The organism is Pseudomonas sp. Root71, from assembly GCF_001429045.1.
Taxonomy (GTDB): Bacteria; Pseudomonadota; Gammaproteobacteria; order Pseudomonadales; family Pseudomonadaceae; genus Aquipseudomonas; species Aquipseudomonas monachiensis.
The window spans coordinates 83,010-106,393 of the sequence record NZ_LMHY01000027.1 but is presented as its reverse complement, the minus strand read 5'-3'; the positions used below and the strand labels follow the sequence as shown (position 1 = coordinate 106,393).

At 61.2% G+C, this 23,384-nt stretch carries 24 protein-coding genes; all 24 read right to left on the bottom strand.

Annotated features, from left to right (window positions below; all coding sequences use genetic code 11):
• Positions 1-19: 19 nt before the first annotated feature.
• The 24 genes from ureC to ASD95_RS20885 all read right to left on the bottom strand — a co-directional run bounded on the left by ureC (position 20) and on the right by ASD95_RS20885 (position 23,299).
• On the bottom strand, positions 20-1,720 hold the full coding sequence (ureC, locus tag ASD95_RS21000) for an urease subunit alpha (RefSeq protein ID WP_056725357.1): 1,701 nt from the start codon (positions 1,718-1,720) through the stop codon (positions 20-22).
• A 169-nt stretch (positions 1,721-1,889) separates the two neighbouring features.
• Entirely contained in the window at positions 1,890-2,198 is a 309-nt protein-coding gene (locus ASD95_RS20995; RefSeq protein ID WP_056725355.1) for an urease subunit beta, read from the bottom strand.
• Positions 2,198-2,731 carry a GNAT family N-acetyltransferase gene (locus ASD95_RS20990; RefSeq protein ID WP_056725354.1) on the bottom strand — a complete coding sequence of 178 codons (534 nt, stop codon included), beginning with the start codon at positions 2,729-2,731 and terminating at the stop codon, positions 2,198-2,200. Before ASD95_RS20990 ends, ASD95_RS20995 begins: the two co-directional genes overlap by 1 nt.
• 6 nt (positions 2,732-2,737) lie before the next feature.
• Complete coding sequence (locus tag ASD95_RS20985; RefSeq protein ID WP_056725353.1) at positions 2,738-3,271, bottom strand: GNAT family N-acetyltransferase; 534 nt, start codon at positions 3,269-3,271, stop codon at positions 2,738-2,740.
• 9 nt (positions 3,272-3,280) lie between these two features.
• Complete coding sequence (locus ASD95_RS20980; RefSeq protein WP_056725351.1) at positions 3,281-3,583, bottom strand: urease subunit gamma; 303 nt, start codon at positions 3,581-3,583, stop codon at positions 3,281-3,283.
• A gap of 157 nt (positions 3,584-3,740) precedes the next feature.
• A complete protein-coding gene (locus ASD95_RS20975; RefSeq protein ID WP_056725350.1) occupies positions 3,741-4,580 on the bottom strand; it encodes an urease accessory protein UreD in 840 nt (279 codons plus the stop codon).
• Between the two features lie 414 nt (positions 4,581-4,994).
• The gene (gene urtE, locus ASD95_RS20970) at positions 4,995-5,693 is read right to left on the bottom strand and encodes an urea ABC transporter ATP-binding subunit UrtE (RefSeq protein WP_056725349.1); all 699 of its coding nucleotides are present in this window, start codon (positions 5,691-5,693) and stop codon (positions 4,995-4,997) included.
• A gap of 46 nt (positions 5,694-5,739) precedes the next feature.
• On the bottom strand, positions 5,740-6,612 hold the full coding sequence (gene urtD / locus ASD95_RS20965) for an urea ABC transporter ATP-binding protein UrtD (RefSeq protein ID WP_056725346.1): 873 nt from the start codon (positions 6,610-6,612) through the stop codon (positions 5,740-5,742).
• Entirely contained in the window at positions 6,609-7,688 is a 1,080-nt protein-coding gene (gene urtC / locus ASD95_RS20960; protein WP_056725344.1) for an urea ABC transporter permease subunit UrtC, read from the bottom strand. Before urtC ends, urtD begins: the two co-directional genes overlap by 4 nt.
• The gene (gene urtB / locus ASD95_RS20955) at positions 7,688-9,190 is read right to left on the bottom strand and encodes an urea ABC transporter permease subunit UrtB (RefSeq protein WP_056725342.1); all 1,503 of its coding nucleotides are present in this window, start codon (positions 9,188-9,190) and stop codon (positions 7,688-7,690) included. The genes urtC and urtB overlap by 1 nt, the downstream gene beginning before the upstream one ends.
• Before the next feature lie 155 nt (positions 9,191-9,345).
• Positions 9,346-10,611: an urea ABC transporter substrate-binding protein gene (gene urtA / locus ASD95_RS20950; protein ID WP_007996683.1), complete on the bottom strand. Its 1,266-nt coding sequence runs from the start codon at positions 10,609-10,611 to the stop codon at positions 9,346-9,348.
• A gap of 225 nt (positions 10,612-10,836) precedes the next feature.
• Positions 10,837-11,142: a hypothetical protein gene (locus ASD95_RS20945; protein WP_082562975.1), complete on the bottom strand. Its 306-nt coding sequence runs from the start codon at positions 11,140-11,142 to the stop codon at positions 10,837-10,839.
• A 145-nt stretch (positions 11,143-11,287) separates the two neighbouring features.
• Positions 11,288-11,710, bottom strand: a complete 423-nt coding sequence (locus ASD95_RS20940; RefSeq protein ID WP_056725333.1) for a hypothetical protein — start codon at positions 11,708-11,710, stop codon at positions 11,288-11,290.
• A gap of 197 nt (positions 11,711-11,907) precedes the next feature.
• Entirely contained in the window at positions 11,908-12,918 is a 1,011-nt protein-coding gene (locus tag ASD95_RS20935; RefSeq protein ID WP_056725332.1) for a FecCD family ABC transporter permease, read from the bottom strand.
• Complete coding sequence (locus tag ASD95_RS20930) at positions 12,915-13,874, bottom strand: ABC transporter substrate-binding protein (protein WP_056725331.1); 960 nt, start codon at positions 13,872-13,874, stop codon at positions 12,915-12,917. Before ASD95_RS20930 ends, ASD95_RS20935 begins: the two co-directional genes overlap by 4 nt.
• The gene (locus tag ASD95_RS20925; protein WP_056725330.1) at positions 13,871-14,659 is read right to left on the bottom strand and encodes an ABC transporter ATP-binding protein; all 789 of its coding nucleotides are present in this window, start codon (positions 14,657-14,659) and stop codon (positions 13,871-13,873) included. Before ASD95_RS20925 ends, ASD95_RS20930 begins: the two co-directional genes overlap by 4 nt.
• Before the next feature lie 156 nt (positions 14,660-14,815).
• Entirely contained in the window at positions 14,816-16,195 is a 1,380-nt protein-coding gene (locus ASD95_RS20920) for a PepSY-associated TM helix domain-containing protein (RefSeq protein ID WP_056725328.1), read from the bottom strand.
• 112 nt (positions 16,196-16,307) lie between these two features.
• Positions 16,308-18,425 (bottom strand): TonB-dependent copper receptor, encoded by a 2,118-nt coding sequence (locus ASD95_RS20915; protein WP_056725326.1) that lies wholly within the window; start codon positions 18,423-18,425, stop codon positions 16,308-16,310.
• Between the two features lie 192 nt (positions 18,426-18,617).
• Positions 18,618-19,073 (bottom strand): DUF2946 domain-containing protein, encoded by a 456-nt coding sequence (locus tag ASD95_RS20910; protein WP_056725324.1) that lies wholly within the window; start codon positions 19,071-19,073, stop codon positions 18,618-18,620.
• Between the two features lie 21 nt (positions 19,074-19,094).
• Entirely contained in the window at positions 19,095-19,574 is a 480-nt protein-coding gene (locus ASD95_RS20905; protein WP_056725322.1) for a copper chaperone PCu(A)C, read from the bottom strand.
• 47 nt (positions 19,575-19,621) lie between these two features.
• On the bottom strand, positions 19,622-20,020 hold the full coding sequence (locus tag ASD95_RS28855) for a DUF2946 domain-containing protein (RefSeq protein WP_082562974.1): 399 nt from the start codon (positions 20,018-20,020) through the stop codon (positions 19,622-19,624).
• A 252-nt stretch (positions 20,021-20,272) separates the two neighbouring features.
• Positions 20,273-21,001: a cobalt-precorrin-6A reductase gene (locus ASD95_RS20895; RefSeq protein ID WP_056725318.1), complete on the bottom strand. Its 729-nt coding sequence runs from the start codon at positions 20,999-21,001 to the stop codon at positions 20,273-20,275.
• Positions 20,998-22,095, bottom strand: a complete 1,098-nt coding sequence (locus ASD95_RS20890; protein ID WP_056725316.1) for a cobalt-precorrin-5B (C(1))-methyltransferase — start codon at positions 22,093-22,095, stop codon at positions 20,998-21,000. The genes ASD95_RS20895 and ASD95_RS20890 overlap by 4 nt, the downstream gene beginning before the upstream one ends.
• The gene (locus ASD95_RS20885; protein WP_056725315.1) at positions 22,088-23,299 is read right to left on the bottom strand and encodes a bifunctional cobalt-precorrin-7 (C(5))-methyltransferase/cobalt-precorrin-6B (C(15))-methyltransferase; all 1,212 of its coding nucleotides are present in this window, start codon (positions 23,297-23,299) and stop codon (positions 22,088-22,090) included. Before ASD95_RS20885 ends, ASD95_RS20890 begins: the two co-directional genes overlap by 8 nt.
• Positions 23,300-23,384: the final 85 nt, after the last annotated feature.

The window sequence follows — 23,384 nt, the reverse complement described above, 5'->3', positions numbered from 1 at the left end:
TCGTGTCGTGGTTGCCGGGTCAGAACAGGAAGTAACGCTGGGCCATCGGCAAGGTTTGCGCCGGCTCACACCACAGCAACACGCCGTCGGCCTTGACCTGGTAAGTCTGCGGATCAACGTCGATGTCCGGCAGGTAGTCGTTGTGAATCAGGTCGGTTTTCTGCACGTCACGGCAGCCTTTGACCACGGCGATTTTCTTCTTCAAGCCCAGGGCTTCGGGCAAGCCCGCCTCCTGCGCGGCCTGGCTGATGAAGGTCATGCTGGTGGCATGCAGTGAGCCGCCGAAGCTGGCGAACATCGGGCGGTAGTGCACCGGTTGTGGCGTCGGGATCGAGGCATTGGCGTCACCCATCAGGCTGGCCGCAATGGCACCGCCCTTGAGAATCAGCGTCGGCTTCACGCCAAAAAACGCCGGGCGCCACAGCACCAGATCGGCCCATTTTCCCACTTCGACCGAGCCCACTTCATGGCTGATGCCGTGGGTGATCGCCGGGTTGATGGTGTACTTGGCGATGTAGCGTTTGGCGCGGAAGTTGTCATTGCCCTCGCCATCACCGGGCAACGGGCCGCGCTGCTTTTTCATCTTGTCGGCGGTTTGCCAGGTGCGGGTGATGACTTCGCCGACGCGGCCCATGGCCTGGCTGTCGGAGCTGATCATCGAGAACGCACCGAGGTCGTGGAGGATGTCTTCGGCGGCAATCGTCTCGCGGCGGATGCGGCTTTCGGCGAACGCTACGTCTTCGGCAATGCTCGGGTCCAGGTGATGGCAGACCATCAGCATGTCGAGGTGTTCATCAATGGTGTTGCGAGTGAACGGCCGGGTCGGGTTGGTGGAACTGGGCAGCACGTTGGCAAAGCCGCAGGCCTTGATGATGTCCGGCGCATGACCGCCACCGGCACCTTCGGTGTGATAGGTGTGAATGGTGCGGCCCTTGAAGGCGGCGAGGGTGGTTTCGACGAAGCCGGATTCGTTGAGCGTGTCGGTGTGGATCGCCACCTGGACGTCGTACTGGTCGGCGACGCTCAGGCAGTTGTCGATGCTCGCCGGGGTGGTGCCCCAGTCTTCGTGCAGCTTGAGGCCGATGGCGCCGGCCTTGACCTGCTCGATCAACGGTTCCGGCAGGCTGGCGTTGCCCTTGCCGGTGAGGCCGATGTTCATCGGGAACGCGTCGGCGGCCTGGAGCATGCGCGCCAGGTGCCACGGCCCGGAGGTGCAGGTGGTGGCGTTGGTGCCGGTGGCCGGTCCGGTGCCGCCACCGATCATGGTAGTGACGCCGCTCATCAACGCTTCTTCGATCTGCTGCGGGCAGATGAAGTGGATGTGGGTGTCGATGCCGCCAGCGGTGAGGATCATGCCTTCGCCAGCGATGACTTCGGTGCTGGCGCCAATGGCGATGTTGACGTTGGGCTGGATGTCCGGATTGCCGGCCTTGCCGATCGCCGCGATGCGCCCGTCCTTGAGACCGACGTCAGCCTTGACGATGCCCCAGTGGTCGATGATCAGCGCGTTGGTGATCAGGGTGTCGACCACCTCGGCGGCCAGCAACTGGCTCTGACCCTGGCCGTCACGGATGACTTTACCGCCACCGAATTTCACTTCTTCGCCGTAGGTGGTGAAGTCCTGTTCCACTTCGATCCACAACTCGGTATCGGCCAGGCGGACCTTGTCACCGACAGTGGGACCGAACATGTCGGCGTAGGCTTGACGGGAAATCTTCATGTGTTCGCCTTGGAATTCAATTGATTTTGAGACCGCTCGCATTACTCGCTATCGCAGCCTCGCTGCGCTCGGCAGCTCCTACGGGTGTTCACACTGCATTCGCGCGCCCGGTCTCTGTTGGGGCTGTCGAGCGAAGCGAGGCTGCGATCTTTTGGGAGCACCGCATTTGTCAGTCGAGATCACCCATGATCCTGCCGGCAAAGCCGAACACCCGACGATGCCCCGCCAGATCCACCAACTCCACCTCGCGGCTCTGCCCCGGTTCGAAGCGCACGGCGGTGCCGGCAGGGATGTTCAAGCGCATGCCACGGCTGGCGGAACGGTCGAACGTCAGGGCGTCGTTGGTTTCGAAAAAGTGGTAGTGCGAGCCGACCTGGATCGGCCGATCGCCACTGTTAGCCACTTTCAGGCTGATCGTGCGCCGGCCGGCGTTGAGTTCGATCTCGCCGGGCTGGATCTGGTATTCACCGGGAATCATCAATGGGCTCCTTGGAGAATCTTGTAGTACAGGGCGGTCGGCTTGTAGCGGCCGCTCGGGTCGCAGGCGTAGTCGGGGATTTCACCGGCGCGGGTATAACCCAGCGATTGGTAGAAAGCTTCGGCGGGCGAACCGGCTTCGGTGTCGAGGTAAAGCATGCCGCGCTTGTGCTGCAGGGCAGCGGCCTCCAGGGCGCTCATCAGTTGCTGGCCCAGACCACGACGCCGCGCATGTTCGCGAACCAGCAGTTTCTGCACTTCGCCACGGTTCAGACCGTTGGCTTTCTGGCACAGACTCAGCTGTACGCTGGCCTGCACCTGCTCGTCCTTGACCACCACCCATAGCAACACATTGCCCTTGTTCAGGTTGTCCTGGACTTCATCAAAATAGGCATGGGCCTGGGTCGCATCGAGGTCAGCCATGAAGCCGACACTGGCGCCATAACCGACGGCATCGAGCAGCAGATCGATCAGGCCCTGGCGATAATGCGCAAAGCTTTCAACGTTGACTCGTCGCAGTTGGGCGGGGTTCATGGGCGATCACTCCTTGTTGGCGGCGGGTGGTTGCGCGCCAGGATTGAGGGTCAGTTGCATGAAGGTCAGGTCCAGCCAGCGGCCGAACTTGGTGCCGACCTGAGGCATTTGCCCGGTGGTGATAAAGCCGATGCGCTCATGCAAGCGAATGGAGGCGGCGTTACCGCTTTCGATGGCAGCAACCATCACGTGCTTGCCGCAGCCTTTGGCGCGCTCGATCAGCGCATCCATCAGTTGTGGACCGAGGCCGTTGCCGCGCTGGTCGCTGCGCACATAGACCGAGTGCTCGACGGTGTGGCGAAAACCGTCGAAGGGTCGCCAGTCGCCGAACGAGGCGTACCCGAGCACCGTATTGTCGGCATCGACAATCACCAGGACCGGATAAGCCTGGGAATGCCGGGCGTTGAACCAGGCCTGTCGATTGCCGAGGTCGACCGCCTGTTCGTTCCAGATCGCCGTGGTGTTGAGCACCGCGTCGTTGTAGATGTCGCGAATGGCTGGCAGGTCGGCATGCTCGGCATCGCGGATGTGGTAAGTCATGGCGCGGCCTCAGGCGATGGGTTGGTGGACGGTGACCAGTTTAGTGCCGTCGGGGAAAGTGGCCTCGACCTGGATTTCCGGGATCATTTCCGGGATGCCATCCATCACTTGTTCGCGGGTCAGCAGGGTGGTGCCCAAGTGCATCAGGTCGGCCACGGTCTGGCCGTCGCGGGCGCCTTCAAGCAGGGCTGCGGAGATGTAGGCCATGGCCTCCGGGTAATTGAGTTTCACGCCGCGAGCCAATCGCCGCTCGGCCACCAGGCCGGCGGTGAAGATCAGCAGCTTGTCTTTTTCACGTGGGGTCAGGTCCATCGTAGACATCCATAATCGGCAGTTAAAAGGTGTGGGACCTGTGAGTACAAATCCCCTGTGGGAGCGAGCTTGCTCGCGATGGCGTCGGCACATTCAACAAAAATGGTGCCTGATACATCGCTATCGCGGGCAAGCCCGCTCCCACAGAAAGCATGATTCAGGTGTTCCATATTCGTGGAGGTATTGCTTCGCGGCCAAGCAGCGCAGGCCTGAGCAATCGCCACAAATCAATCAGCCACCCCCGCGCCAACAACGCTTCACTGGCCAGGCACCGTGCAACCAGCAATCCCGGCAACTGCGAAAGATCCCCGCGCACGTCGTTGGGCAGCGAGCGGCAGGTTTCCAGCAAGTCGCTATCGATTTCCCCGGTCACCAGCAACGTCGCAAATACCGGTCGCCCATCGAGCCCGATGGGCGAATCCAGCAAGCCGTCCGCCCCGACAATGCGCTGGCGTTCGTGCCAGAGCAACTGGCCGTCGCGGCGGATATCCAGTTGCGCCTGGAAGTACCCGAGATCGAAGCGCTCGCCACTGGCCGGACGGCCCAGGGCCACGACGTCCCAGTAGAACAGTCGCGCATCGCCTTCAAGGTTGATGCAAGTGCTGAGTTCAGCCTGGGCCGCGCTGAAAATGATCGTCTCCTGGGGCAGCCATTCCAGTGTCGCACCGGCCGCCACCTTCAACTTCAGCTGCTGATAGGCGGGGCCGGCGGCGCGATACCACTTGGCCGCGCCGGGGCTGGTGATTTGTGCCCAGGCATCGCGCTCGACGCTGGCCGAGATGTCCAGCCGATCACCGCCGGCAATTCCACCGGGCGGGTGGACGATGATGTGCTGGCAGACTTCCGGCCCTTCGGCATACAGGTGTTTTTGCACCCGCAACGGACCTTGGTGTCGACGCTGGACCGGGCGCGTGCTGTCGTCGAATCGGGCGTAACCCAGCTCCAGCTCGGCGTGCCAGCTGGGGGTAAACAAGGCACCAGAAGCGGGAAGAGTCATAGTCAGTGCTTATCGTGAGGACATCACGATGGTTGCAAAGGCTGTGCCGCAAGGTATCGCAGCAGGAGGCGGTTATTGCCGGATTGAACGCACCAATAGGGGGAGACTCCTGAAATGTAGAGAACCAAATTGGTGCATTGTCCCTTTTTAGACATACCGGAGTGTGCAGAACAGACTGCCCGGTCTCACCCCCGCTACAGCGCAGATCAGATCAAGTTGCATCAGGCGTTGCCTTCGACAGTCGATCTCGCGACAGCTTTCAGGCATGTCGATGTCTTCAAGAACAATTACACCTCAAGTCACGATGGTTCTTTGGTGGCCTACTCCATCAATCCACAAAACGCATCCGGCAATCCTGGATTCGGGCTGGGTTCCACGCCCGAAAGTCGAATCAAGAGGATCGTGACCATTGGCTCAGATCGTGACTAGCCCACGCACGCCCTCGGCCTCCATGTTTTCCCCGCGACCCTGTTGCACGATTTCGCCCCGGGACATCACCAGGTATTGGTCGGCCAGTTCGGCGGCGAAATCGTAGAACTGCTCGACCAGCAGGATTGCCATGTCGCCCCGGGCCGCGAGCTTTTTGATCACGGCACCGATCTCCTTGATCACAGACGGCTGTATGCCTTCGGTGGGTTCGTCGAGGATCAGCAGGCGAGGGCGGCTGGCCAGCGCACGGCCGATAGCCAGTTGTTGTTGCTGGCCGCCGGACAGGTCACCCCCCCGGCGTTGCTTCATTTGCAGCAGCACCGGGAACAGCTCGTAGATGAACGCCGGGACTTCCTTCGCTTCGCCGCCGGGAAAGCGCGACAGGCCCATCAACAGGTTTTCTTCCACGGTCAGGCGGCCGAAGATCTCCCGGCCTTGCGGTACGTAGGCGATGCCGGCATGCACACGCTGGTGCGGCTTGAAGGCGGTAATCGGTTTGCCTTCCCAGTTCACTGCGCCTTCCTTGGCTGGCAGCAGGCCCATCAGGCATTTGAGCAGGGTGGTCTTGCCCACGCCGTTTCGGCCGAGCAGGCAGGTGACTTCGCCGACCTTCACATCAAACGTCAGGCCGCGCAGGATGTGGCTTCCGCCGTAGTACTGGTGCAGTTTTTCGACTTGCAACATTTCCAGATTCTCCTCAGACCCCCCTGTGGGAGCGGTGTTCACATGTCTATCGACCGAGATAAACCTCGATCACCCGCTCGTTATCCTGCACTTGTTCCAGCGACCCTTCGGCCAACACGCTGCCTTGATGCAACACGGTGACGTGATCGGCAATCGAACCGACGAAGCTCATGTCGTGCTCCACCACCATCAGTGAGTGCTTGCCGGCCAGGCTCTTGAACAGCTCGGCGGTGAACTCGGTTTCGGCGTCGGTCATGCCCGCCACCGGCTCATCGAGCAGCAGCAATTGCGGGTCCTGCATCAGCAACATGCCGATCTCCAGGAACTGCTTCTGACCGTGGGACAGCAAACCGGCGGGGCGGTTGACCGATGGGGTCAGGCGAATGGTCTCGAGTACTTCGGCAATGCGGTCTTTTTGCTGGCCACTCAAATGTGCCCGCAGGCTGGCCCACACCGACTTGTCGGTTTTCTGCGCCAGCTCCAGGTTTTCAAACACGCTCAGCGCTTCGAACACCGTCGGTTTCTGGAACTTGCGACCGATGCCAGCCTGTGCGATCTGCACTTCGCTCATTTGCGTCAGGTCCAGGGTTTCGCCGAACCAGGCCTTGCCGTGGCTGGGCCGGGTCTTGCCAGTGATCACGTCCATCAGGGTGGTCTTGCCTGCGCCGTTGGGGCCGATGATGCAACGCAGTTCGCCGACGCCGATGTACAGGTTCAGATTGTTCAGGGCGCGGAAGCCGTCGAAGCTGACACTGATGTCTTCCAGGGTCAGGATGGTGCCGTGGCGCGTATTCAGGCCTTTACCGGCACGCTGACCAAGACCGATGGCATCGCGGCTGCTGCCGGCGTCGCGGTTGGGTTCCAGGGGTGGAAAGAACGCCGGTTCGAGCATGAATTCAGCGGTTGCAGTGACTCTCATTGCTCACCTCTTTTCTTCAACAGACCGATTACGCCCTTGGGCAAGTACAGGGTCACGACGATGAACAGCGCGCCGAGGAAGAACAGCCAGTACTCGGGAAACGCCACGGTGAACCAGCTCTTCATACCGTTGACCACGCCGGCACCGAGCAACGGACCAATCAAGGTGCCACGCCCACCCAGTGCCACCCAGACGGCCGCTTCGATCGAGTTGGTGGGCGACATTTCACTCGGGTTGATGATCCCCACTTGCGGCACGTACAGCGCACCGGCCAGGCCGCACAACACTGCGCTCAACACCCACACGAACAACTTGAAGCCACGCGGATCGTAGCCGCAGAACATCAGGCGATTTTCCGCATCGCGCAGCGCGGTCAGCACCCGACCGAACTTGCTTTGCGCCAGGCGCCAGCCGATGTACAGGCTCGCCACCAGCAACAGCACCGTGGCGAAAAACAGCACGGCGCGGGTACCCGGTTCGGTGATGCCGAAGCCAAGAATGGTGCGGAAGTTCGTGAAGCCGTTGTTGCCGCCGAAGCCGGTTTCGTTGCGGAAGAACAACAACATGCCGGCGAAGGTCAGGGCCTGGGTCATGATCGAGAAATACACGCCCTTGATCCGCGAGCGGAAGGCGAAGAAGCCGAACACCAACGCCAGCAGCCCCGGCGCCAATACCACCAGGCACAGGGTCCAGAGGAAGCTGCTGGTGCCGGTCCAGAACCATGGCATTTCGGTCCACGACAGGAAGGTCATGAACGCCGGCAAACCATCGCCCGAGGCCTGGCGCATCAGGTACATGCCCATGGCATAGCCGCCGAGGGCGAAGAACAGGCCGTGGCCCAAGGACAGCAGGCCTGCGTATCCCCACACCAGATCGAGCGCCAGGGCGACGATGGCGTAGCAAAGGATCTTGCCCACCAGCGTCAGCGTATAGGCGGAAACATGCAGCGTGCTGTCCGGCGTTAACAACGACAGCAGTGGTAACGCCAGCAGCAAAACGAGGATCACCGCGCCGATGGCAATCGTGACTTTGGGGCCGGCCTTTTGTGTAGCCTTGAGCATCAGGGGCTGGTTCATCAGTCGATCACCCGTCCTTTGAGTGCGAAGAGGCCTTGCGGACGTTTCTGGATGAACAGAATGATCAGCGCGAGGATGAGGATCTTGCCGAGCACGGCACCGATCTGCGGTTCCAGAATCTTGTTGGCGATGCCCAGGCCGAACGCAGCAAAAACACTACCGGCCAACTGCCCGACACCGCCGAGCACCACCACCAGGAACGAGTCAATGATGTAGCTCTGGCCGAGGTCCGGGCCGACGTTGCCGATCTGGCTCAGGGCCACGCCACCGAGACCGGCGATGCCCGAGCCGAGGCCGAAGGCGAGCATGTCCACGCGCCCGGTCGGTACTCCGCAGCAGGCGGCCATGTTGCGGTTCTGGGTGACGGCGCGAACATTCAGGCCGAGGCGAGTCTTGTTCAGCAGCAGCCAGGTCAGCACCACCACAAACAACGCAAAGGCAATGATGACGATGCGGTTGTACGGCAGCACAAGGTTCGGCAGCACTTGAATGCCGCCCGACAACCAGGCCGGGTTGGCCACTTCGACGTTCTGCGCGCCGAACACCAGGCGAACCAGTTGAATCAGCATCAGGCTGATGCCCCAGGTGGCGAGCAGGGTTTCCAGCGGACGGCCGTAGAGGTGGCGAATCACCGTGCGCTCCAGCGCCATGCCGATGGCCGCGGTGACGAAAAACGCCACCGGCAGCGCGATCAGTGGATAGAACTCGATGGCCTGCGGCGCGAAGCGCTGGAACATCAGTTGCACCACATAGGTCGAGTAGGCGCCGAGCATCAGCATCTCGCCGTGGGCCATGTTGATCACGCCGAGCAGGCCGAAGGTGATCGCAAGCCCTAATGCCGCGAGCAGCAGGATCGAGCCAAGGGACATGCCGCTGAAGGCCTGGCCGAGCATCTCGCCGACCAGCAGTTTGCGTTTGACTTGAGCGAGGCTGGTTTCAGCGGCGGTACGCACATTCGCGTCGGTTTCAACACCGGGCTCCAGCAGGTTTTCGAGGCGAGTGCGGGCTAGCGGATCACCGGTTTCGCCGAGCAAGCGCACAGCGGCGAGGCGCACGGCCGGATCGCTGTCGACCAGTTGCAGATTGGCCAGGGCCAGGCTGAGGGCGGCATGAACGCTCTCGTCCTTTTCGCCCGCCAGTTGCTGATCGAGGAATTTCAATTGCGCCGGCTTGGCACTTTTCTGCAATTGCCGCGCGGCGGCCAGACGGAGTTTAGCGTCGGCGGCAAGCAACTGATGACTGGCCAGGGCCGTGTCGATAAGACCCCGCAGGCGGTTGTTCAGGCGCAGGGTTTTTGGCTGGCCGTCGACGGTCAATTCGCCGAGTTGCAGGGCGTTGATCAGTTCGATACGGGCCGGATCGGGTTGCGCGGCCCAGGTTTCCAGCAGCCGGGCTTGCTGCACGGGATTGGCGGCGACGAAGTCTTCGGCGTCACCGGCGTGGGTGGCCATCGGCAGCAAGAGCGCGATCGCCAGAAGAAATCGGTACAGGGCAGTGGGCATAGAGAGTCGCCTTGCTCGGACTAAATGTGGGAGCGGGCTTGCTCGCGAAAGCGGTGTGTCAGTCACATAAATGTTGGATGTGCCGCCGTCTTCGCGAGCAAGCCCGCTCCCACAGGGAGTTGTGTTGGGCCTGAACTACCGTCAGGCCCAGTGGCTTAGTTACTCTTCACCGCATACTCCGGCTTCTTGTCGTTGCCCGGGATGAACGGGCTCCACGGCTGGGCGCGGATCGGCCCTTCGGTCTGCCACACCACGTTGAACTGACCGTCAGACTGGATCTCGCCGATCATCACCGGCTTGTGCAGGTGGTGATTGGTCTTGTCCATGGTCAGGGTGTAGCCGGACGGCGCGGCAAAGGTCTGGCCGGCCAGGGCTTCGCGGACTTTGTCGACGTCGGTGGACTTGGCTTTTTCCGCCGCTTGCGCCCACATGTGGATGCCGACGTAGGTGGCTTCCATCGGGTCGTTGGTCACCGCCTTGTCGGCGCCCGGCAGGTTGTGTTTCTTCGCATAGGCTTTCCAGTCATCGACGAACTTCTTGTTCACCGGGTTCTCGACCGATTCGAAGTAGTTCCACGCCGCCAGGTTGCCCACCAGTGGCTTGGTGTCGATGCCGCGCAGTTCTTCTTCGCCAACCGAGAACGCCACGACCGGAACGTCGGTGGCCTTCAGGCCCTGGTTGGCCAGCTCTTTATAGAACGGCACGTTGGAGTCACCGTTGACGGTGGAGATAACCGCCGTCTTGCCGCCCGCCGAGAACTTCTTGATGTTGGCGACGATGGTCTGGTAGTCGCTGTGACCGAACGGGGTGTAGACCTCTTCGATGTCCTTGTCGGCCACGCCTTTGGAGTGCAGGAACGAACGCAGGATCTTGTTGGTGGTGCGCGGGTAGACGTAGTCGGTGCCGAGCAGGAAGTAGCGCTTGGCGCTGCCGCCTTCTTCGCTCATCAGGTATTCAACGGCGGGGATCGCCTGCTGGTTCGGCGCTGCGCCGGTGTAGAAGACGTTCGGCGACATTTCTTCGCCTTCGTATTGCACCGGGTAGAACAACAAGCCGTTGAGTTCTTCGAACACCGGCAGTACCGATTTGCGCGACACGGAAGTCCAGCAACCAAACACCACGGCGACCTTGTCCTGGGTCAGCAACTGACGACCCTTCTCGGCGAACAGCGGCCAGTTCGATGCAGGGTCGACCACCACCGGCTCGAGCATCTTGCCGTTCACGCCGCCCTTGGCGTTGATCTCGTCGATGGTCATCAGCGCCATGTCTTTGAGCGACGTTTCGGAGATCGCCATGGTTCCGGACAACGAATGCAGAATACCGACCTTGATGGTCTCGGCCGCCTGGACAGTCCAGGTCATGCCCATCGCGGCAATGGATGCCGAGAGTGTGAAAGCCTTGATCAAACTGCGACGCTTCATTGTGCGATCTCCATGAACTTATGAGTTTTCTTGGTTGGCAGATGCGGACTACTGAAGCTGTGTTTTGCAAGGGCTGTGCCCGGTCGGAAAAAGGCAGAGAAATGTCGTTCTAGAGCGGTTGCGCGGTTTGAGGGCGCACCATGAAGGGACGAGGTCGGGGCCGTGGTGCGAGGAGGTGCGTCATTGTGGTGCTGCCGCATGGCGGCAGTTGCGGGACAATGGTGGTCAGTTCACGCCGGGCCAGGAATCCACATACTTGATGGTGAAGTCAGGGTAGGAGTCAACGATCTGGATCTTGTAGTCGGGGTACTGGTCGACAATCTCCCATTTACCGACGGAGTCGGGCCACTGAGTGACTTTCTGGACTTTCAGATCAGGCCAGCTGTCGTCAATTTTCACCTTGTAGTCAGGGTAAGAATTGACGAACTGAATCTTGCCGTAAATTTTCGAAACATCGACCGTGGTGTCAGCCAGCACGGTGCCGGTGCCGGTGCCGAAAGCCAACAACGAGAGAACAAACGTTTTCAACATGGAACTCATCCTGAGATTATGCGGACTCGCAGTCTAAGGGCAGATCATCGACGGCGCATCAAATCGATAAAAAACAGACGCCATCGCGAGTGGCCCGCTCCCACAGGACTCAACGATGGCGTATCAGCGTCGTAAACGGGGACCGTCAGCTTTTAATGCAAGTTTCAAAGCCATGCCCGCCACCCTCGTACTCCGGACCGTAGTAGTACTTGGTGAATGAAGCTTTTCCGTCAGGGGTTGTAGCGAGTTTCGCAATCCCGACGCCGTAATCCTTGAGCGACGGATCCGTATGGGCAAAGTAAATCGCCAGGGAACTCAAGTTGGCGGCAGCAAATCCTTCATATCGGGAGTTGTCGAGCAACGTCAGCGTAAAACCGTAGGCACCGTGTTCGCCGGTACTTTGTTCGGCATTGAGCTTCATCTCGACAACACCTTCAAACGCACCGATATGACTGTCCATTCCGGTGCATTGATACCGACCGCTGTAGTCAACGCCAGTAAAGGGTGGCTGCACTGCCCATGCGGGTGCTGAAACAAGTGCAATGGATGCGATGAACTTCTTGAACATGTTTACCTCTTTCCGCTCTTGTAAGAATTGTGGCGATTAAGTTGTAGGAATAATCGTCATTGAAGTGCGCGAGCGTTTTATGGGTGAGCTCGCGAGTGCGGAGTATGAACATGATGGTGTACTTGTTAAGTGTTAACTCAATACGAGTTTTTTCCAAGCGTAAATGCAGTTCTGAAATTTTTTAATTAACCATGGCGTTAACGACGTCGCATCAGGCCGATGAAGAACAACCCGCCAATTGCTGCGGTGGCAATACCGATAGGCAAGTCTTCGGGGGCGATCAGTGTCCGGGCGGCAACGTCGACCCAAACCAGAAACACGCTGCCGAGCAACACGCACACCGGCAGCAATCTTCGGTGTTCAGCCCCGACCAGGCGCCGCGCAATGTGCGGCACCATCAGCCCGACAAAACCGATCGAGCCGCTGATCGACACCAGCACCCCGGTCATCAATGACGCAATCAGAAACACTCGCAGGCGCACGGTACGAGCATTCAAGCCCAGGGTCACCGCTGTTTGCTCGCCGGCCATCAGCGCATTCAGTGGTCGCGCCATGCCCAGCAATAACATCAACCCAAGCAACACACTGGCTGTCGGCACCTCCAGCAGCTCCCAGCGAGCCAACCCGAGCCCGCCGAGCATCCAGAACATCACCGCCGAACTGGCTCGATGGTCGCCCATGAACAGCAGCAAATTGGCAATCGCCATCATCACAAAGGACACTGCCACGCCGCACAGCAACAAACGATCACTGTCGAGGCGACCGTGGCGGCTGGCGATCATCAGCACCACCAGCATGCTCAGCAATGCACCGATAAATGCCGCGATCGGCAAGGTCAGCAGGCCAACGATTTCGCCCACATGCAACACCACGATGACTGCGCCCAAGGTCGCGCCGGACGTGACGCCGAGCAGGTGCGGGTCAGCCAAAGGGTTGCGTGTGACCGCTTGCAGCACCGCGCCGATCAGCGCCAGCCCGGCGCCCACCAGCGCGCCGAGCAGCATGCGCGGGACACGAATCAGCCAGACGATATGTTCCTGTCCGGGGTTCCAGTCCGACACACCGACACCGAACAGCTTGTGCAACAGGATGCGCCACACCACATCCAGCGGCACCCGCGCCGGGCCGAAACCCAGGGACACCACGCAGGACACCAGCAACAGGGTGCCGAGGGCGATCAGCAACAGGGCGTAGCGACGGTTGATCATTCGCCGTGGAAACCCTTGGCCAGGGTGGCGACCGCCAGTACGTTATCGATCCCCGGCGTGGCCTGCACGTAAGGGATGACGATGAAACGCCGGTGCTTGATCGCGTCCACCGATTTCAGGGCCTTGTTGCTCAGCAGGAATTGAATCTTCTGCTCGGCAGTGACTTCGCTGTAGTCGACGATCACGATCACCTGCGGGTTGCGTTCGACCACGGTTTCCCAATTGACCCGGGTCCAGCTCGCTTCGACATCCTCCAGGATATTGCGCCCGCCAGCGGCATCGATCAGCGCTTGTGGCATGCCCAGTCGCCCCGAGGTCATGGCCCGGTCTTCGCCGCTGTCGTACAGGAACACCCGCGGTGTTTGCGCGGGCAGGCCTTTGCGAATATTCGCGACTTGCGCCTGCATGTTCGCGATCAGGGCATTGGCGCGGTCCTGCACGTCGAAGATTCTGCCGAGGTTGCGCAGGTCGTTGTAGGTGTCTTCGAGGCTGGCCGGCGGGCGCTTCATCACGAAGGCACAGGATTCGCTCAGCTCATACACATTGATGCCCAGCGGTTGCAGGGTTTGTGGCGTGAGGTCGCCGCCGATGCGCATGCCGTAGTCCCAGCCGGCGAAGAAGAAATCGACGTTGGCATTGAGCAGGGTTTCCACTGACGGGTACTTGGCCGCCAGTTCCGGCAGGCCTTCGAGAATGCCCTGCATCTCGGGCGTCACGGCCTTCCAGCCACTGATGCCGCTGTAACCGGCCATCTGCGGCTTGAGGCCGAGGGCGAGCATCATCTGGGTCATGTTGATGTCGTGGCTCAGGGCGTGTTGCGGTGCCTGCTTGAAGGTCACCTCGCGGTTGCAGCTTTTGATTGTCAGCGGGTAACGGGTGGCTTCGGCCAATGCCTGGGCGCTGCCCAGCAGCATCACGAGTGGGAGGCAGGAGCGCAGCAGGGAACGCAAAGTCATGGTTGGGTTATCCAGGTGATTCGTGGGTAGCCGTGCAGTGGATGTTCATCGATCAGCGCTTGGACGCCGAACACATTGCGCAGCAACGCAACCGTCAGGACGTCTTTCGGTGTGCCGCTGGCGACGATACGACCATGGTTGATCACGTACAGCCGATCACAAAAAGCCGCCGCCAGATTGAGGTCGTGGATGCTCGCCAGGGTGCCGATATTCAGGCGTTTGACCAACTGCAGCAGCTCAAGCTGATAACGCGGATCGAGGTGGTTGGTCGGCTCGTCAAGGATCAGCAGTTGTGGTTGCTGGGCCAGGGCGCGGGCGAGGATGACCCGCTGCTTTTCACCTCCGGAGAGGGTGGCGAACCCGTGGTCTTCGAAGCCATTGAGGCCGACGGACTCCAGGGCCTGATTGATCAGGTCGCGGTCTTCAAGGGTATCGCCATCAAACAAGCTTTTGTGCGGCGTGCGGCCCATGGCGACCACTTCCTCGACGGTGAGGCCGAACGCATCAGGGAACTCCTGCAGCACTACGGCGATGCGTTGCGCGCACCAGCGTGAGGATTGTTTCCAGACGTTCTGGTGATCGAGCCTGACTTCGCCGCTTTCCGGTTTACTGAAGCGCCAGGCACACCGCAACAGGCTGGTCTTGCCACTGCCGTTGGGGCCGATCAGCCCGACGAACTCACCGGCGGCCACGTGTAGCGAGGCATCACGCAGCTGGAATTGATGGTGGCAATGGCCGTGACCCAGAGGGGACCAGGTGAGGTTTGTGAGGTTCAGCGAGGTCATGCAGTGGCTCTTGAGGTGATGCTGATGGCCCCTTCGCGGGCAAGCCCGCTCCCACAGGTATTGCGCAAATCCTGTGGGAGCGAGCTTGCTCGCGATGGGGCTGAGGTGATGCGCGGGGAGTTTACAGTGCCTTTCGCCCCGCGCATCTCGCCTGTTTCATGATGAAGATGAGGCGCTCTCAGTCTGCCGGGTGAAACGTGACAGCAGCACGCGATCGAACACCCATACCACCACCAGCGAAGCGCCCACCATCGGGAAGGCTACCGCCAGGGCGAACATGATCACCATCGCGGTTTTCCATTTCGGCAGGTCGTGGCGTAGCGGCGGCACGCCGAGTTTTCCTTGCGGGCGGCGCTTCCACCAGATCACCACGCCGCTGACCGCGCTGAGCAAAATCATCAAACAGATCAGCAACACGACGATCTGGTTGAACACGCCGAACATCTTGCCTTCGTGCAACATCACGCCGATTTCCGTGGCGCGGGCGACGCTGCCGTATTGCTCGAAACGTACATCGGCCAGGACCTTGCCGGTGTACTGATCGATGTGCAGCGTGGCGTCATTGCGCGGGTCGTCGGCGAATACGGCGATGGTGAACACGCCGGTTGCAGTGGTCGGCAGGGTGATGCTGTAGCCCGGTTCGACCTTGCGCTCGCTGGCAATGTTTTGTACGTCCTGCAGGCGGATGGTCGGCGATGCCGGACCGGCCGCTGCGCTGTCGTGGGCCATGTGCCCGGCATGGTCGCCGGACATCGGCATCGGTGTGTTTTCCATGGCCCACGGCACGGTCTGGCGGGTGGCGGTGTTGAGGCTGCGCGCCTCGACGTCGGACTTCGGCACGTCATCCCACATGGCTGCCGGGAACACGTTCCACACTTCGGCGTACTGCTTGCCCCAGAAGCCGGTCCAGGTCATGCCGCTGAGCAACATCACCAGCAGCAGGGACGCGCCCCAGAATCCGGTGACCGCGTGCAGGTCACGCCACAATATGCGACCACGACTGTTCAGGCGCGGCCACAAAATGCCTGCCGCCTGACCGCGCGGCCACCACAGGAAAATGCCGGACACCACCAGCACCACGCCCCAACCGGCGGCCAGTTCGATCAGTCGGTCGCCAACGGTGCCGATCATCAGCTCACCGTGAATCGACCGGGCAATGGCTTGCAGGTTCTTCTTGGCGTCTTGTTCGCCGAGGATGTCACCGTGGTACGGATCGACGAAAACGTTCAGCTCCTTGTCATCGTTGAGTACGACAAACTGCGCGCTGCGCTCGGCGTTGACCGGCGGCAGGTATTGGGTGACCTGGCCTTGTGGATAAGCCATTTTCACCCGTGTCAGCAGGTCGTCGGCCGAGACGGTGTGATGACCGGCCGGAACCTTGAGCAGGCTGCTGTACATCAGCGAGTCGAGCTGCGGTTTGAACAGGTAGACGGTGCCGGTCAGGGCCAGCATCACCATGAATGGCGCAACGAATAATCCGGCATAGAAATGCCAGCGCCAGGCCAGGTTGTAGAAATTCACTTTGGGCTGTTTCATCACGTGTGCTCCGCTTGGCTGGATCTTTTTTAGTTGTTTGTTTTGCGGTTGCTGTGCAACCGATCGCGAGCAGGCTCGTTCCCCTGTAGGAGCGAGCTTGCTCGCGAAGCTTTTAGAAACTCATATCCACCTTGGTCCAGAGCGTTCGCCCCGGCTCCTTGATGGCTTGCGGGTCATTGGCCGGATAGCCGAAACCGGCGTTGCCGGCCAGATTCAAGTGCTCGGCGTAAGCCTTGCCGAACAGGTTGTCGACGCCGCTGCTGACCTTCCAGTTGCTGTTGATCCGATAGGCACCGTTGAGGGAGAACACGCCGAAGCCCGGCGTTTTGCCGAAGTCCTTGCCGACCACGTTGCCCTTGTTCTGGTCGATGCGGTTTTGCGCGGCAACCACTCTCCACAGTGCGCCGGCGCTCCAGTTGTCTTCGCTGTAGGTCAGGCCGAAACGGGCATCCAGCGGCGGCATTTGTGGCAATGCACTGCCATCGCTGCTGTTCTTGCCCCAGGCGTAGGCCAGGGTCGCGTCGGCTTTCCAGTTGTCGGTGAGGTTGTAGGCGGCGCCCAGTTCACCGCCCATGATTCGCGCGTCGATGTTTTCGGCTTGCGAGGTCGTACCCATCATCGTCGGGGTGTAGTTGAACAGGATGTAATCGCGCACCTGCCCGACATAAGCCGATGCCCAGGCTTCGAGGTCTTCGGTCTTGTATTGCAGGCCGAAATCGAGCTGGGTGGTTTTTTCCGGCTTGATCGAATCGAAGGCATTGACCGAACCGGCGGGGCCGGACTTGGGTGAAAACAGCTCCCAGTAATCCGGGAATCGCTGGGTGTGACCGAGGCCGGCATACAAGGTGGTCGGGCTGTCGGCCAGGTCATGCTCGTAGCGGATGAAACCGCTGGGCAGGGTATCGGCGCGGGTGTCGTCGGCGGTCGGATTCGGGCGGGTCATCATGCCCGAGCCGATGGTCTGCCGAAAATCCTTGGCCGAGGCACGGTCCAGGCGTGCGCCGCTGATCAGGCGGTCACGGTCGGCGGCGTACCAGGTCAGTTCGCCGAACACGCCGTAGTTATGGAAGTCGGCATCCTTGGTGTACGGCAGGTCCTTGTAGGTGTCGACACCCATGGCGCCGCGCTGGCGATGCTCGTTGGTCTGCGCGTCGATGCCGCTGATCAGTTGTACATCGGCCCAGCGCCAGGTGCCCTTGACCCGTGCGCCGAGGGTGCGGCGGTCGACGTTGGAGGCCATGGGCCCGGACATCATTCCGGTACCGGACGGCGTGCGCAGGGTGTAGTTGTCCATCACGTGGTCGGCGTAGTTGTAGTAGATCTGCGCCTCGACCTTGTCCAGAACCTCGCCGATGTTGGACTGCTCGAAGCGCAATCCGAGGCTCTCGCGCAGGAACTGCGAGCCGTCCATGCCGCGCCCGGCGTAGCGGGCTTCACCATCGCCACGGCCGGCGGTCAGTTCCAGCAAAGTGTCGGTATTCGGCGTCCAGCCGATGGCCACGTCGCCGTTCCATTTGTCATAGCGCGACGCCACGGTGTCGTTGTTGCCGTCCTGGTAGTCGTCGGAGTGCGCGGTGTTGCCGATGACCCGCACATAACCCGACTGACCTCCGGCTGCGGCGTCCACCAGTTTGTCGAAGCGACCGTAGGAGCCGGCCAACACGCTGGCGTTGACCCGCGTGCCGAGTTCGCCGAAGTGCTCCGGCTCGCGATCGAACAGGATGGTCCCGGCCGAAGAACCCGGCCCCCACAGCACGGTTTGCGGGCCTTTGATCACGGTGAGTCTGTCGTAGGTTTCCGGCGAGATGTAGGAAGTCGGAGCGTCCATCCGGCCCGGGCAGGCGCCGAGCATCATGCTGCCGTTGGTGAGGATGTTCAGCCGCGAGCCGAACATGCCGCGCAGCACCGGGTCACCATTGGTGCCGCCATTGCGCACCATGGCAAAGCCGGGGATGGTCTTCAGGTAATCGGCGCCGTCGCTGGCCGGCACCGGTTGGCGCGGGTCCTTGGGGTTGGTGACGATGGTCAAGGGCGAGCTGGGCGCCACGGCGGTAATCACCGTCGGGCTCAACTCTTCACTATGACCGGCGTGATCATCGGCCAGCGCAGAAGGCGCCAGCAAAGCACCGCACAGGATGGCGGTGGCGTGCCTGAAACGAACGCCGGATTCGTTCAGGGCATAAGAGGCTTGGGCAGGGCTCAAGCACGGGACAGCGGAAAACCTGGACATGACAATTTCCATCGAACAGTCGTAAACGACACGGCCGGCAGCCTGAAGCTGTCCCTGTGGGAGCGGGCTTGCTCGCGAAAGCGGTGCGCCAGACAACATCAACGTTGACTGACACTCCCTCTTCGCGAGCAAGCCCACTCCCACAGGTTGCGTTGGCTGTCTTGCGGGCCGTGTGAAATCAGAAGTGAGTGTTTACGCGACGATGGGCGGGGCGCGGGTGCGGGCGCCGGGGAAGAAGGTTTGCCGGGCATGGCCCAGGCGCACAGAGGGTGTAGTGAAGGTGTTGACGGGCGGGATGACGAAGTTGGCGAAAGACACGCCACCGGTCAGCGCCGGGCAATTGAACAGCAGGCTGCAATAGCCGCACTTTTCCCACAGCACATGGTGCCCGGGGGCTGGCGGGCAATGCTCGGCGTTGGCTTGCGTGGCATGGTCGGCATGCTCCATTGCCGACATGTCCATCGGCATGTCCATGCTCATACCCGCAGGCATGGTCATCGACATGGCGCGCGAATCCATCGGCATCGACTGGGAAATCAGCGGACCGATAAAGATCATCAACATGGCGAACAGGCTGATCCAGCTGCCGCGTGTCAGGCTCAATGCCTGATTGCGTGACCTGGATGACCTGGCGCTAAGCGGGCGCATGGGCGTATTCAGCGCGGGTGGTTATTGCGCGTGCTTGTGTTCTTGCATGGCGTCCGGCGCCTGTTTCTGCACCGCGACTTCGACTGTCACGTCACCGGACTTTTCGAAGTGCAGTGTCATGGGGAAGCGCTTGCCGTCAGTGAGCAGGCTGCGGTCCTTGAGGTTCAGCAACATCACGTGATAGGCCATTGGTGCGAAGGTGACCTCGCCACCGGCGGGCACTTCCACGCTCGGTACGTGCTGCATTTTCATCATGTCGCCTTGCATCACGTGCTCATGCAGTTGCGCTTCGCCCGCAATGGGGGTGTCGACGCTGAGCAGGCGGTCGGCGGTCTGGCCTTGATTGTCGATCACGAAATACGCCGCAACGGTGGGCGCATTGGGTGGCAACTCCTGGGACCACGGATGCGCGATTTCCAGTTCGCCGACCTTGTATTCGTGTGCATTGGCAAAACAGGCAGGCAGCAGTAACGCAGCCAGAACGATGAGTTTGTTCAACATGGCAGTTCTCCGGAACGATTTAAAACGCAGTCAATTGCGAGAAAAAATCACACCAGAGGGGACGCGCGGGGGTTGAGACTCGGCCATTGCTGGCGCGGTGACGGGCTGTCGAGGGCGGTGGCGGGTAGGCTTCGGTTGGATTCGAAGTGCGCTAAATATAGCTGCGGCGAATGCCCCGGCAACGCCACCAATGGCGCAGAACCGGAGCAACACCAGCAATGCTGCATGTTGGAATGATCGTCGTTTTGCGGGGCTTTCTGTTCAAGGTCACCGATGGAAATCGCCACCATCCTGGCGCCGCTGGAGCTGCAGAAACTGCCCCACAACAACTGCTCGGCAGGTGAATTAGCCGTTTTTGCCATCGCTCCGGACATCGGCATGGCGAGCATGTTGAACAGCACTGCGAAGCAGGCTATCCAGGCAATTGCGAGCCGTTGTCGGGACATGGCACAAAATCCGTTTGGGTGGGCGATCAGGCGCGGGCTATTTAGCCTGATCAGGGCCGATAAGTAAAAAGGCGACGTGCGGTTTGGTGTCGCAGCGCCATCCTTTCGTAGCCTTCATAATAGTCGTGAATTTCAAAGCGTCAGTAGTGCTGGAGCTTTGTTCAGAATCCGCCGGACTATAGGGTGGAGACCTGGAGTGGATAATCCGTGTACTCCGAAGGTGTCGTAGGAAAAGTCCCGGCGGACGGGGGATCAGGAGCCGTCGAAGAGCGACAGGGTCGTCAGGATTTCTGTCACACCCTCAAACTCCCGATCAACTCCCGGCAACACCGGCCGCTTCAAGACAATCACCGGTACCCCACGCTCACGCGCCACTTCCAGCTTCGGCTCGGTCGCCGTGCTGCCGCTGTTCTTGCTGATCAGCACGTCGATGTTTCGCCGTTCGAATAACTCACGTTCATCGTCGATCAGGAAGGGCCCACGTGCGCCGATCACTTCGCAGCGCTCGTTGCCCGGGTACACGTCCAGTGCGCGCAGGGTCCAGAATTGCTCCGCAGGAATTTCGTTCAGGTGTTGCAGGGGCTCGCGACCGAGGGTGAACAGCGGTCGACGGAAGGGCTTCAGGGCATCGATCAGTCCGGCCCAATCGCTGACTTCCCGCCAGTCATCACTCGCCTGGGCTTGCCAGGCCGGACGGCGCAGCGCCCAGCAGGGAATGCCGCTCAAGCGCGCGGCGGTCGCGGCGTTCTGGCTGATAGTGGCGGCGTAGGGGTGAGTGGCGTCGAGCAGCAGATCGATGCCTTCATCGCGAATGAATTGCGCCAGGCCTTCGGCACCGCCGTAGCCGCCGACGCGCACCTGGCATTGCAGATCGGTCGGCACCCGACCGACACCGGCCAGGCTGTAGATATGCTGCGGTCCCAGCGTGCGGGCAATCGCCATGGCTTCGGTCACGCCGCCGAGCAACAGGATGCGTTTCATTGAAATGCTCCGGCATGGCCAACGATCCCGCCCTGGCGATCGATGGCGAAGACTTCCACCTGAACCTGCGCCGGCACGACGCTACGGGCAAAGTCCAGGGCGTGCTGACAGACTGCATCACCCAGGGCGACCCCGGCTGCGGCGGCCATGGCCAGCGCCTGCTGGCTGGTATTGGCCTCGCGGATGTTTTGCTGCAACGCCGCATCGGCGCCGACCTGTGCTGCCCATAACGCCAGTTGCGGCAGGTCGATGCTCGAATGACGGCTGTGCAGATCCATGTGCCCGGCCGCCAGTTTGCTGATCTTGCCGAAACCACCGCACAGGCTGAGTTTATCCACCGGTACTTTGCGCAGGTGCTTGAGCACGGCACCGACGAAGTCGCCCATTTCGATCAAAGCGATTTCCGGAAGGTTGTAGACCCGGCGCATGGTGTCTTCGCTTGCATTGCCGGTGCAGGCGGCAATATGCAGGTAACCGTTGGTTTTCGCCACGTCGATGCCCTGATGGATCGAGGCGATGTAGGCCGCGCAGGAAAACGGCCGGACGATGCCGCTGGTGCCGAGGATCGACAGGCCGCCAAGAATGCCAAGGCGCGGGTTCATGGTTTTCAGTGCCAGTGCTTCGCCGTTCTCGACATTGACCGTGACCTCGAAACCACCGCTATAGCCGAGTTCGTCGGCCAGTCGGACCAGGTGTTCGCTGATCATTTTTCGTGGCACCGGGTTGATCGCGGGCTCGCCGACACCCAGCACCAGCCCGGGCCGGGTCACGGTGCCGACGCCGCGACCGGCCTTGAAGCGTGTCCCCGGTTCGCTGCTCAGGCGCACCTGGGAGTAGAGCAGGGCACCGTGGGTCACGTCCGGATCGTCACCAGCATCCTTGAGAGTTCCCGCTTCGGCGCCGTCCTCGGTGAGGCGGCAGAACTCCAGGCGCATCTGCACCTGCTTGCCTTTGGGCAATACGATTTCCACCGCATCGGCCTCTGTGCCAGCCAGCAGCAGGCGCGCGGCGGCGAGGCTGGTGGCCGTGGCGCAGCTGCCGGTGGTCAGGCCACTACGCAGGGGGGCGGGTTGTTCGGCTGTTTCGTCACGCATCGAAGGGTTTCGTCACATCCAGCAAGGTAATCGGCAAGGCCTGGCGCCAAGTGTCGAAGTCACCCAGAGGTTGTGCTTGCGCGATATGAATGCGGGTCAACTCCCCGCCGTGTTGCTCGCGCCAGGCCATCAGGGTCATTTCACTTTGCAGGGTGACAGCGTTGGCAATCAACCGGCCTCCGGGTTTGAGTTCGGCCCAGCAGGTATCAAGCACGCCTTCTCGGGTGACGCCGCCCCCAATGAAAATCGCATCCGGTCGCTCCAGGCCGGCCAAGGCCTGTGGCGCATTGCCGCGAACCAGTTGCAGGCCGGGAACACCGAGGGCATCGCGGTTGTGTTCGATCAACCCTTGTCGGCCTTCATCGGCCTCGATGGCCAGTGCGCGGCAAGCGGGGTGGGCGCGCATCCATTCGATGCCGATCGAGCCACTGCCAGCGCCAACATCCCACAACAATTCGCCGGGGATGGGCGCCAGGCGCGCGAGGGTGATGGCGCGTACATCGCGCTTGGTCAGTTGGCCGTCGTGTTTGAAGGCAGAGTCCGGCAGGCCGGCCAGTCGCGACAGGCGCAGTGTGTTCGGCTCGGCGATGCACTCGATGGCGATCAGGTTCAGGTCGGCGATCAAAGGATCGCTCCAGTCATTGGCGATACCGTCGACACGCCGCTCGGCTTCACCGCCCAAATGTTCGAGCACGGTTATCCGGCTCGGACCGAAACCACGTTCACGCAGCAGTGCGGCGATGGCGGTGGGGCTGCCGCCGTCGTTACTCAACACCAGCAAGCGCACGCCGCTGAACAGTTGCGCGTTGAGTGCGGCGACGGGGCGGGCAACCACCGACAACGTGACCACTTCCTGCAAGGGCCAACCCATTCGCGCCGCAGCCAGCGAGCAGGAGGAGGGCGCGGGAAGCGTCAGCATTTCGGCCGAGGGGAGTTGCCGGGCCAGGCTGGCGCCGACGCCAAAGAGCATCGGATCGCCACTGGCCAGGACGCAAACGGGCTCGCCACGGTTCGACAGCAGCGACTCAAGGCTGAAGGGGCTCGGCCACGACTGGCGCTCTCCGCGTATGCACGGCGGGAGCAAATCCAGATGCCGCTGGCCGCCGAAGACTTTCGAGGCACACAACAGCGCATGCCGGGCGTTCTTGCCCAAGCCCTTGAAGCCGTCTTCGCCGATGCCCACTACCGTCAGCCAGGGTGCCATGCCATTCCTCAATCACACGTTCAACGTTGTTGGGCGGCATGATAGCGCGGGTTCCTTGAGCTGACTGCCTTGTCTTCCCGACCGG

Bases quoted from the DNA above. Each gene is read 5' to 3' on its own strand.
- ASD95_RS20895 (WP_056725318.1), bottom strand. From the start codon at position 21,001: ATGAAACGCATCCTGTTGCTCGGCGGCGTGACCGAAGCCATGGCGATT.
- ASD95_RS20890 (WP_056725316.1), bottom strand. From the start codon at position 22,095: ATGCGTGACGAAACAGCCGAACAACCCGCCCCCCTGCGTAGTGGCCTG.
- urtC (WP_056725344.1), bottom strand. From the start codon at position 7,688: ATGAACCAGCCCCTGATGCTCAAGGCTACACAAAAGGCCGGCCCCAAA.
- urtA (WP_007996683.1), bottom strand. From the start codon at position 10,611: ATGAAGCGTCGCAGTTTGATCAAGGCTTTCACACTCTCGGCATCCATT.
- ASD95_RS20915 (WP_056725326.1), bottom strand. From the start codon at position 18,425: ATGTCCAGGTTTTCCGCTGTCCCGTGCTTGAGCCCTGCCCAAGCCTCT.
- urtE (WP_056725349.1), bottom strand. From the start codon at position 5,693: ATGTTGCAAGTCGAAAAACTGCACCAGTACTACGGCGGAAGCCACATC.
- ASD95_RS20975 (WP_056725350.1), bottom strand. From the start codon at position 4,580: ATGACTCTTCCCGCTTCTGGTGCCTTGTTTACCCCCAGCTGGCACGCC.
- ASD95_RS20905 (WP_056725322.1), bottom strand. From the start codon at position 19,574: ATGTTGAACAAACTCATCGTTCTGGCTGCGTTACTGCTGCCTGCCTGT.
- ASD95_RS20910 (WP_056725324.1), bottom strand. From the start codon at position 19,073: ATGCGCCCGCTTAGCGCCAGGTCATCCAGGTCACGCAATCAGGCATTG.
- ASD95_RS20925 (WP_056725330.1), bottom strand. From the start codon at position 14,659: ATGACCTCGCTGAACCTCACAAACCTCACCTGGTCCCCTCTGGGTCAC.
- urtB (WP_056725342.1), bottom strand. From the start codon at position 9,190: ATGCCCACTGCCCTGTACCGATTTCTTCTGGCGATCGCGCTCTTGCTG.
- ASD95_RS20945 (WP_082562975.1), bottom strand. From the start codon at position 11,142: ATGTTGAAAACGTTTGTTCTCTCGTTGTTGGCTTTCGGCACCGGCACC.
- ASD95_RS20980 (WP_056725351.1), bottom strand. From the start codon at position 3,583: ATGGACCTGACCCCACGTGAAAAAGACAAGCTGCTGATCTTCACCGCC.
- ASD95_RS20885 (WP_056725315.1), bottom strand. From the start codon at position 23,299: ATGGCACCCTGGCTGACGGTAGTGGGCATCGGCGAAGACGGCTTCAAG.
- ASD95_RS20935 (WP_056725332.1), bottom strand. From the start codon at position 12,918: ATGATCAACCGTCGCTACGCCCTGTTGCTGATCGCCCTCGGCACCCTG.
- ASD95_RS20985 (WP_056725353.1), bottom strand. From the start codon at position 3,271: ATGACTTACCACATCCGCGATGCCGAGCATGCCGACCTGCCAGCCATT.
- ASD95_RS20930 (WP_056725331.1), bottom strand. From the start codon at position 13,874: ATGACTTTGCGTTCCCTGCTGCGCTCCTGCCTCCCACTCGTGATGCTG.
- ASD95_RS20995 (WP_056725355.1), bottom strand. From the start codon at position 2,198: ATGATTCCCGGTGAATACCAGATCCAGCCCGGCGAGATCGAACTCAAC.
- ASD95_RS20940 (WP_056725333.1), bottom strand. From the start codon at position 11,710: ATGTTCAAGAAGTTCATCGCATCCATTGCACTTGTTTCAGCACCCGCA.
- urtD (WP_056725346.1), bottom strand. From the start codon at position 6,612: ATGAGAGTCACTGCAACCGCTGAATTCATGCTCGAACCGGCGTTCTTT.
- ureC (WP_056725357.1), bottom strand. From the start codon at position 1,720: ATGAAGATTTCCCGTCAAGCCTACGCCGACATGTTCGGTCCCACTGTC.
- ASD95_RS28855 (WP_082562974.1), bottom strand. From the start codon at position 20,020: ATGTCCCGACAACGGCTCGCAATTGCCTGGATAGCCTGCTTCGCAGTG.
- ASD95_RS20920 (WP_056725328.1), bottom strand. From the start codon at position 16,195: ATGAAACAGCCCAAAGTGAATTTCTACAACCTGGCCTGGCGCTGGCAT.
- ASD95_RS20990 (WP_056725354.1), bottom strand. From the start codon at position 2,731: ATGAACCCCGCCCAACTGCGACGAGTCAACGTTGAAAGCTTTGCGCAT.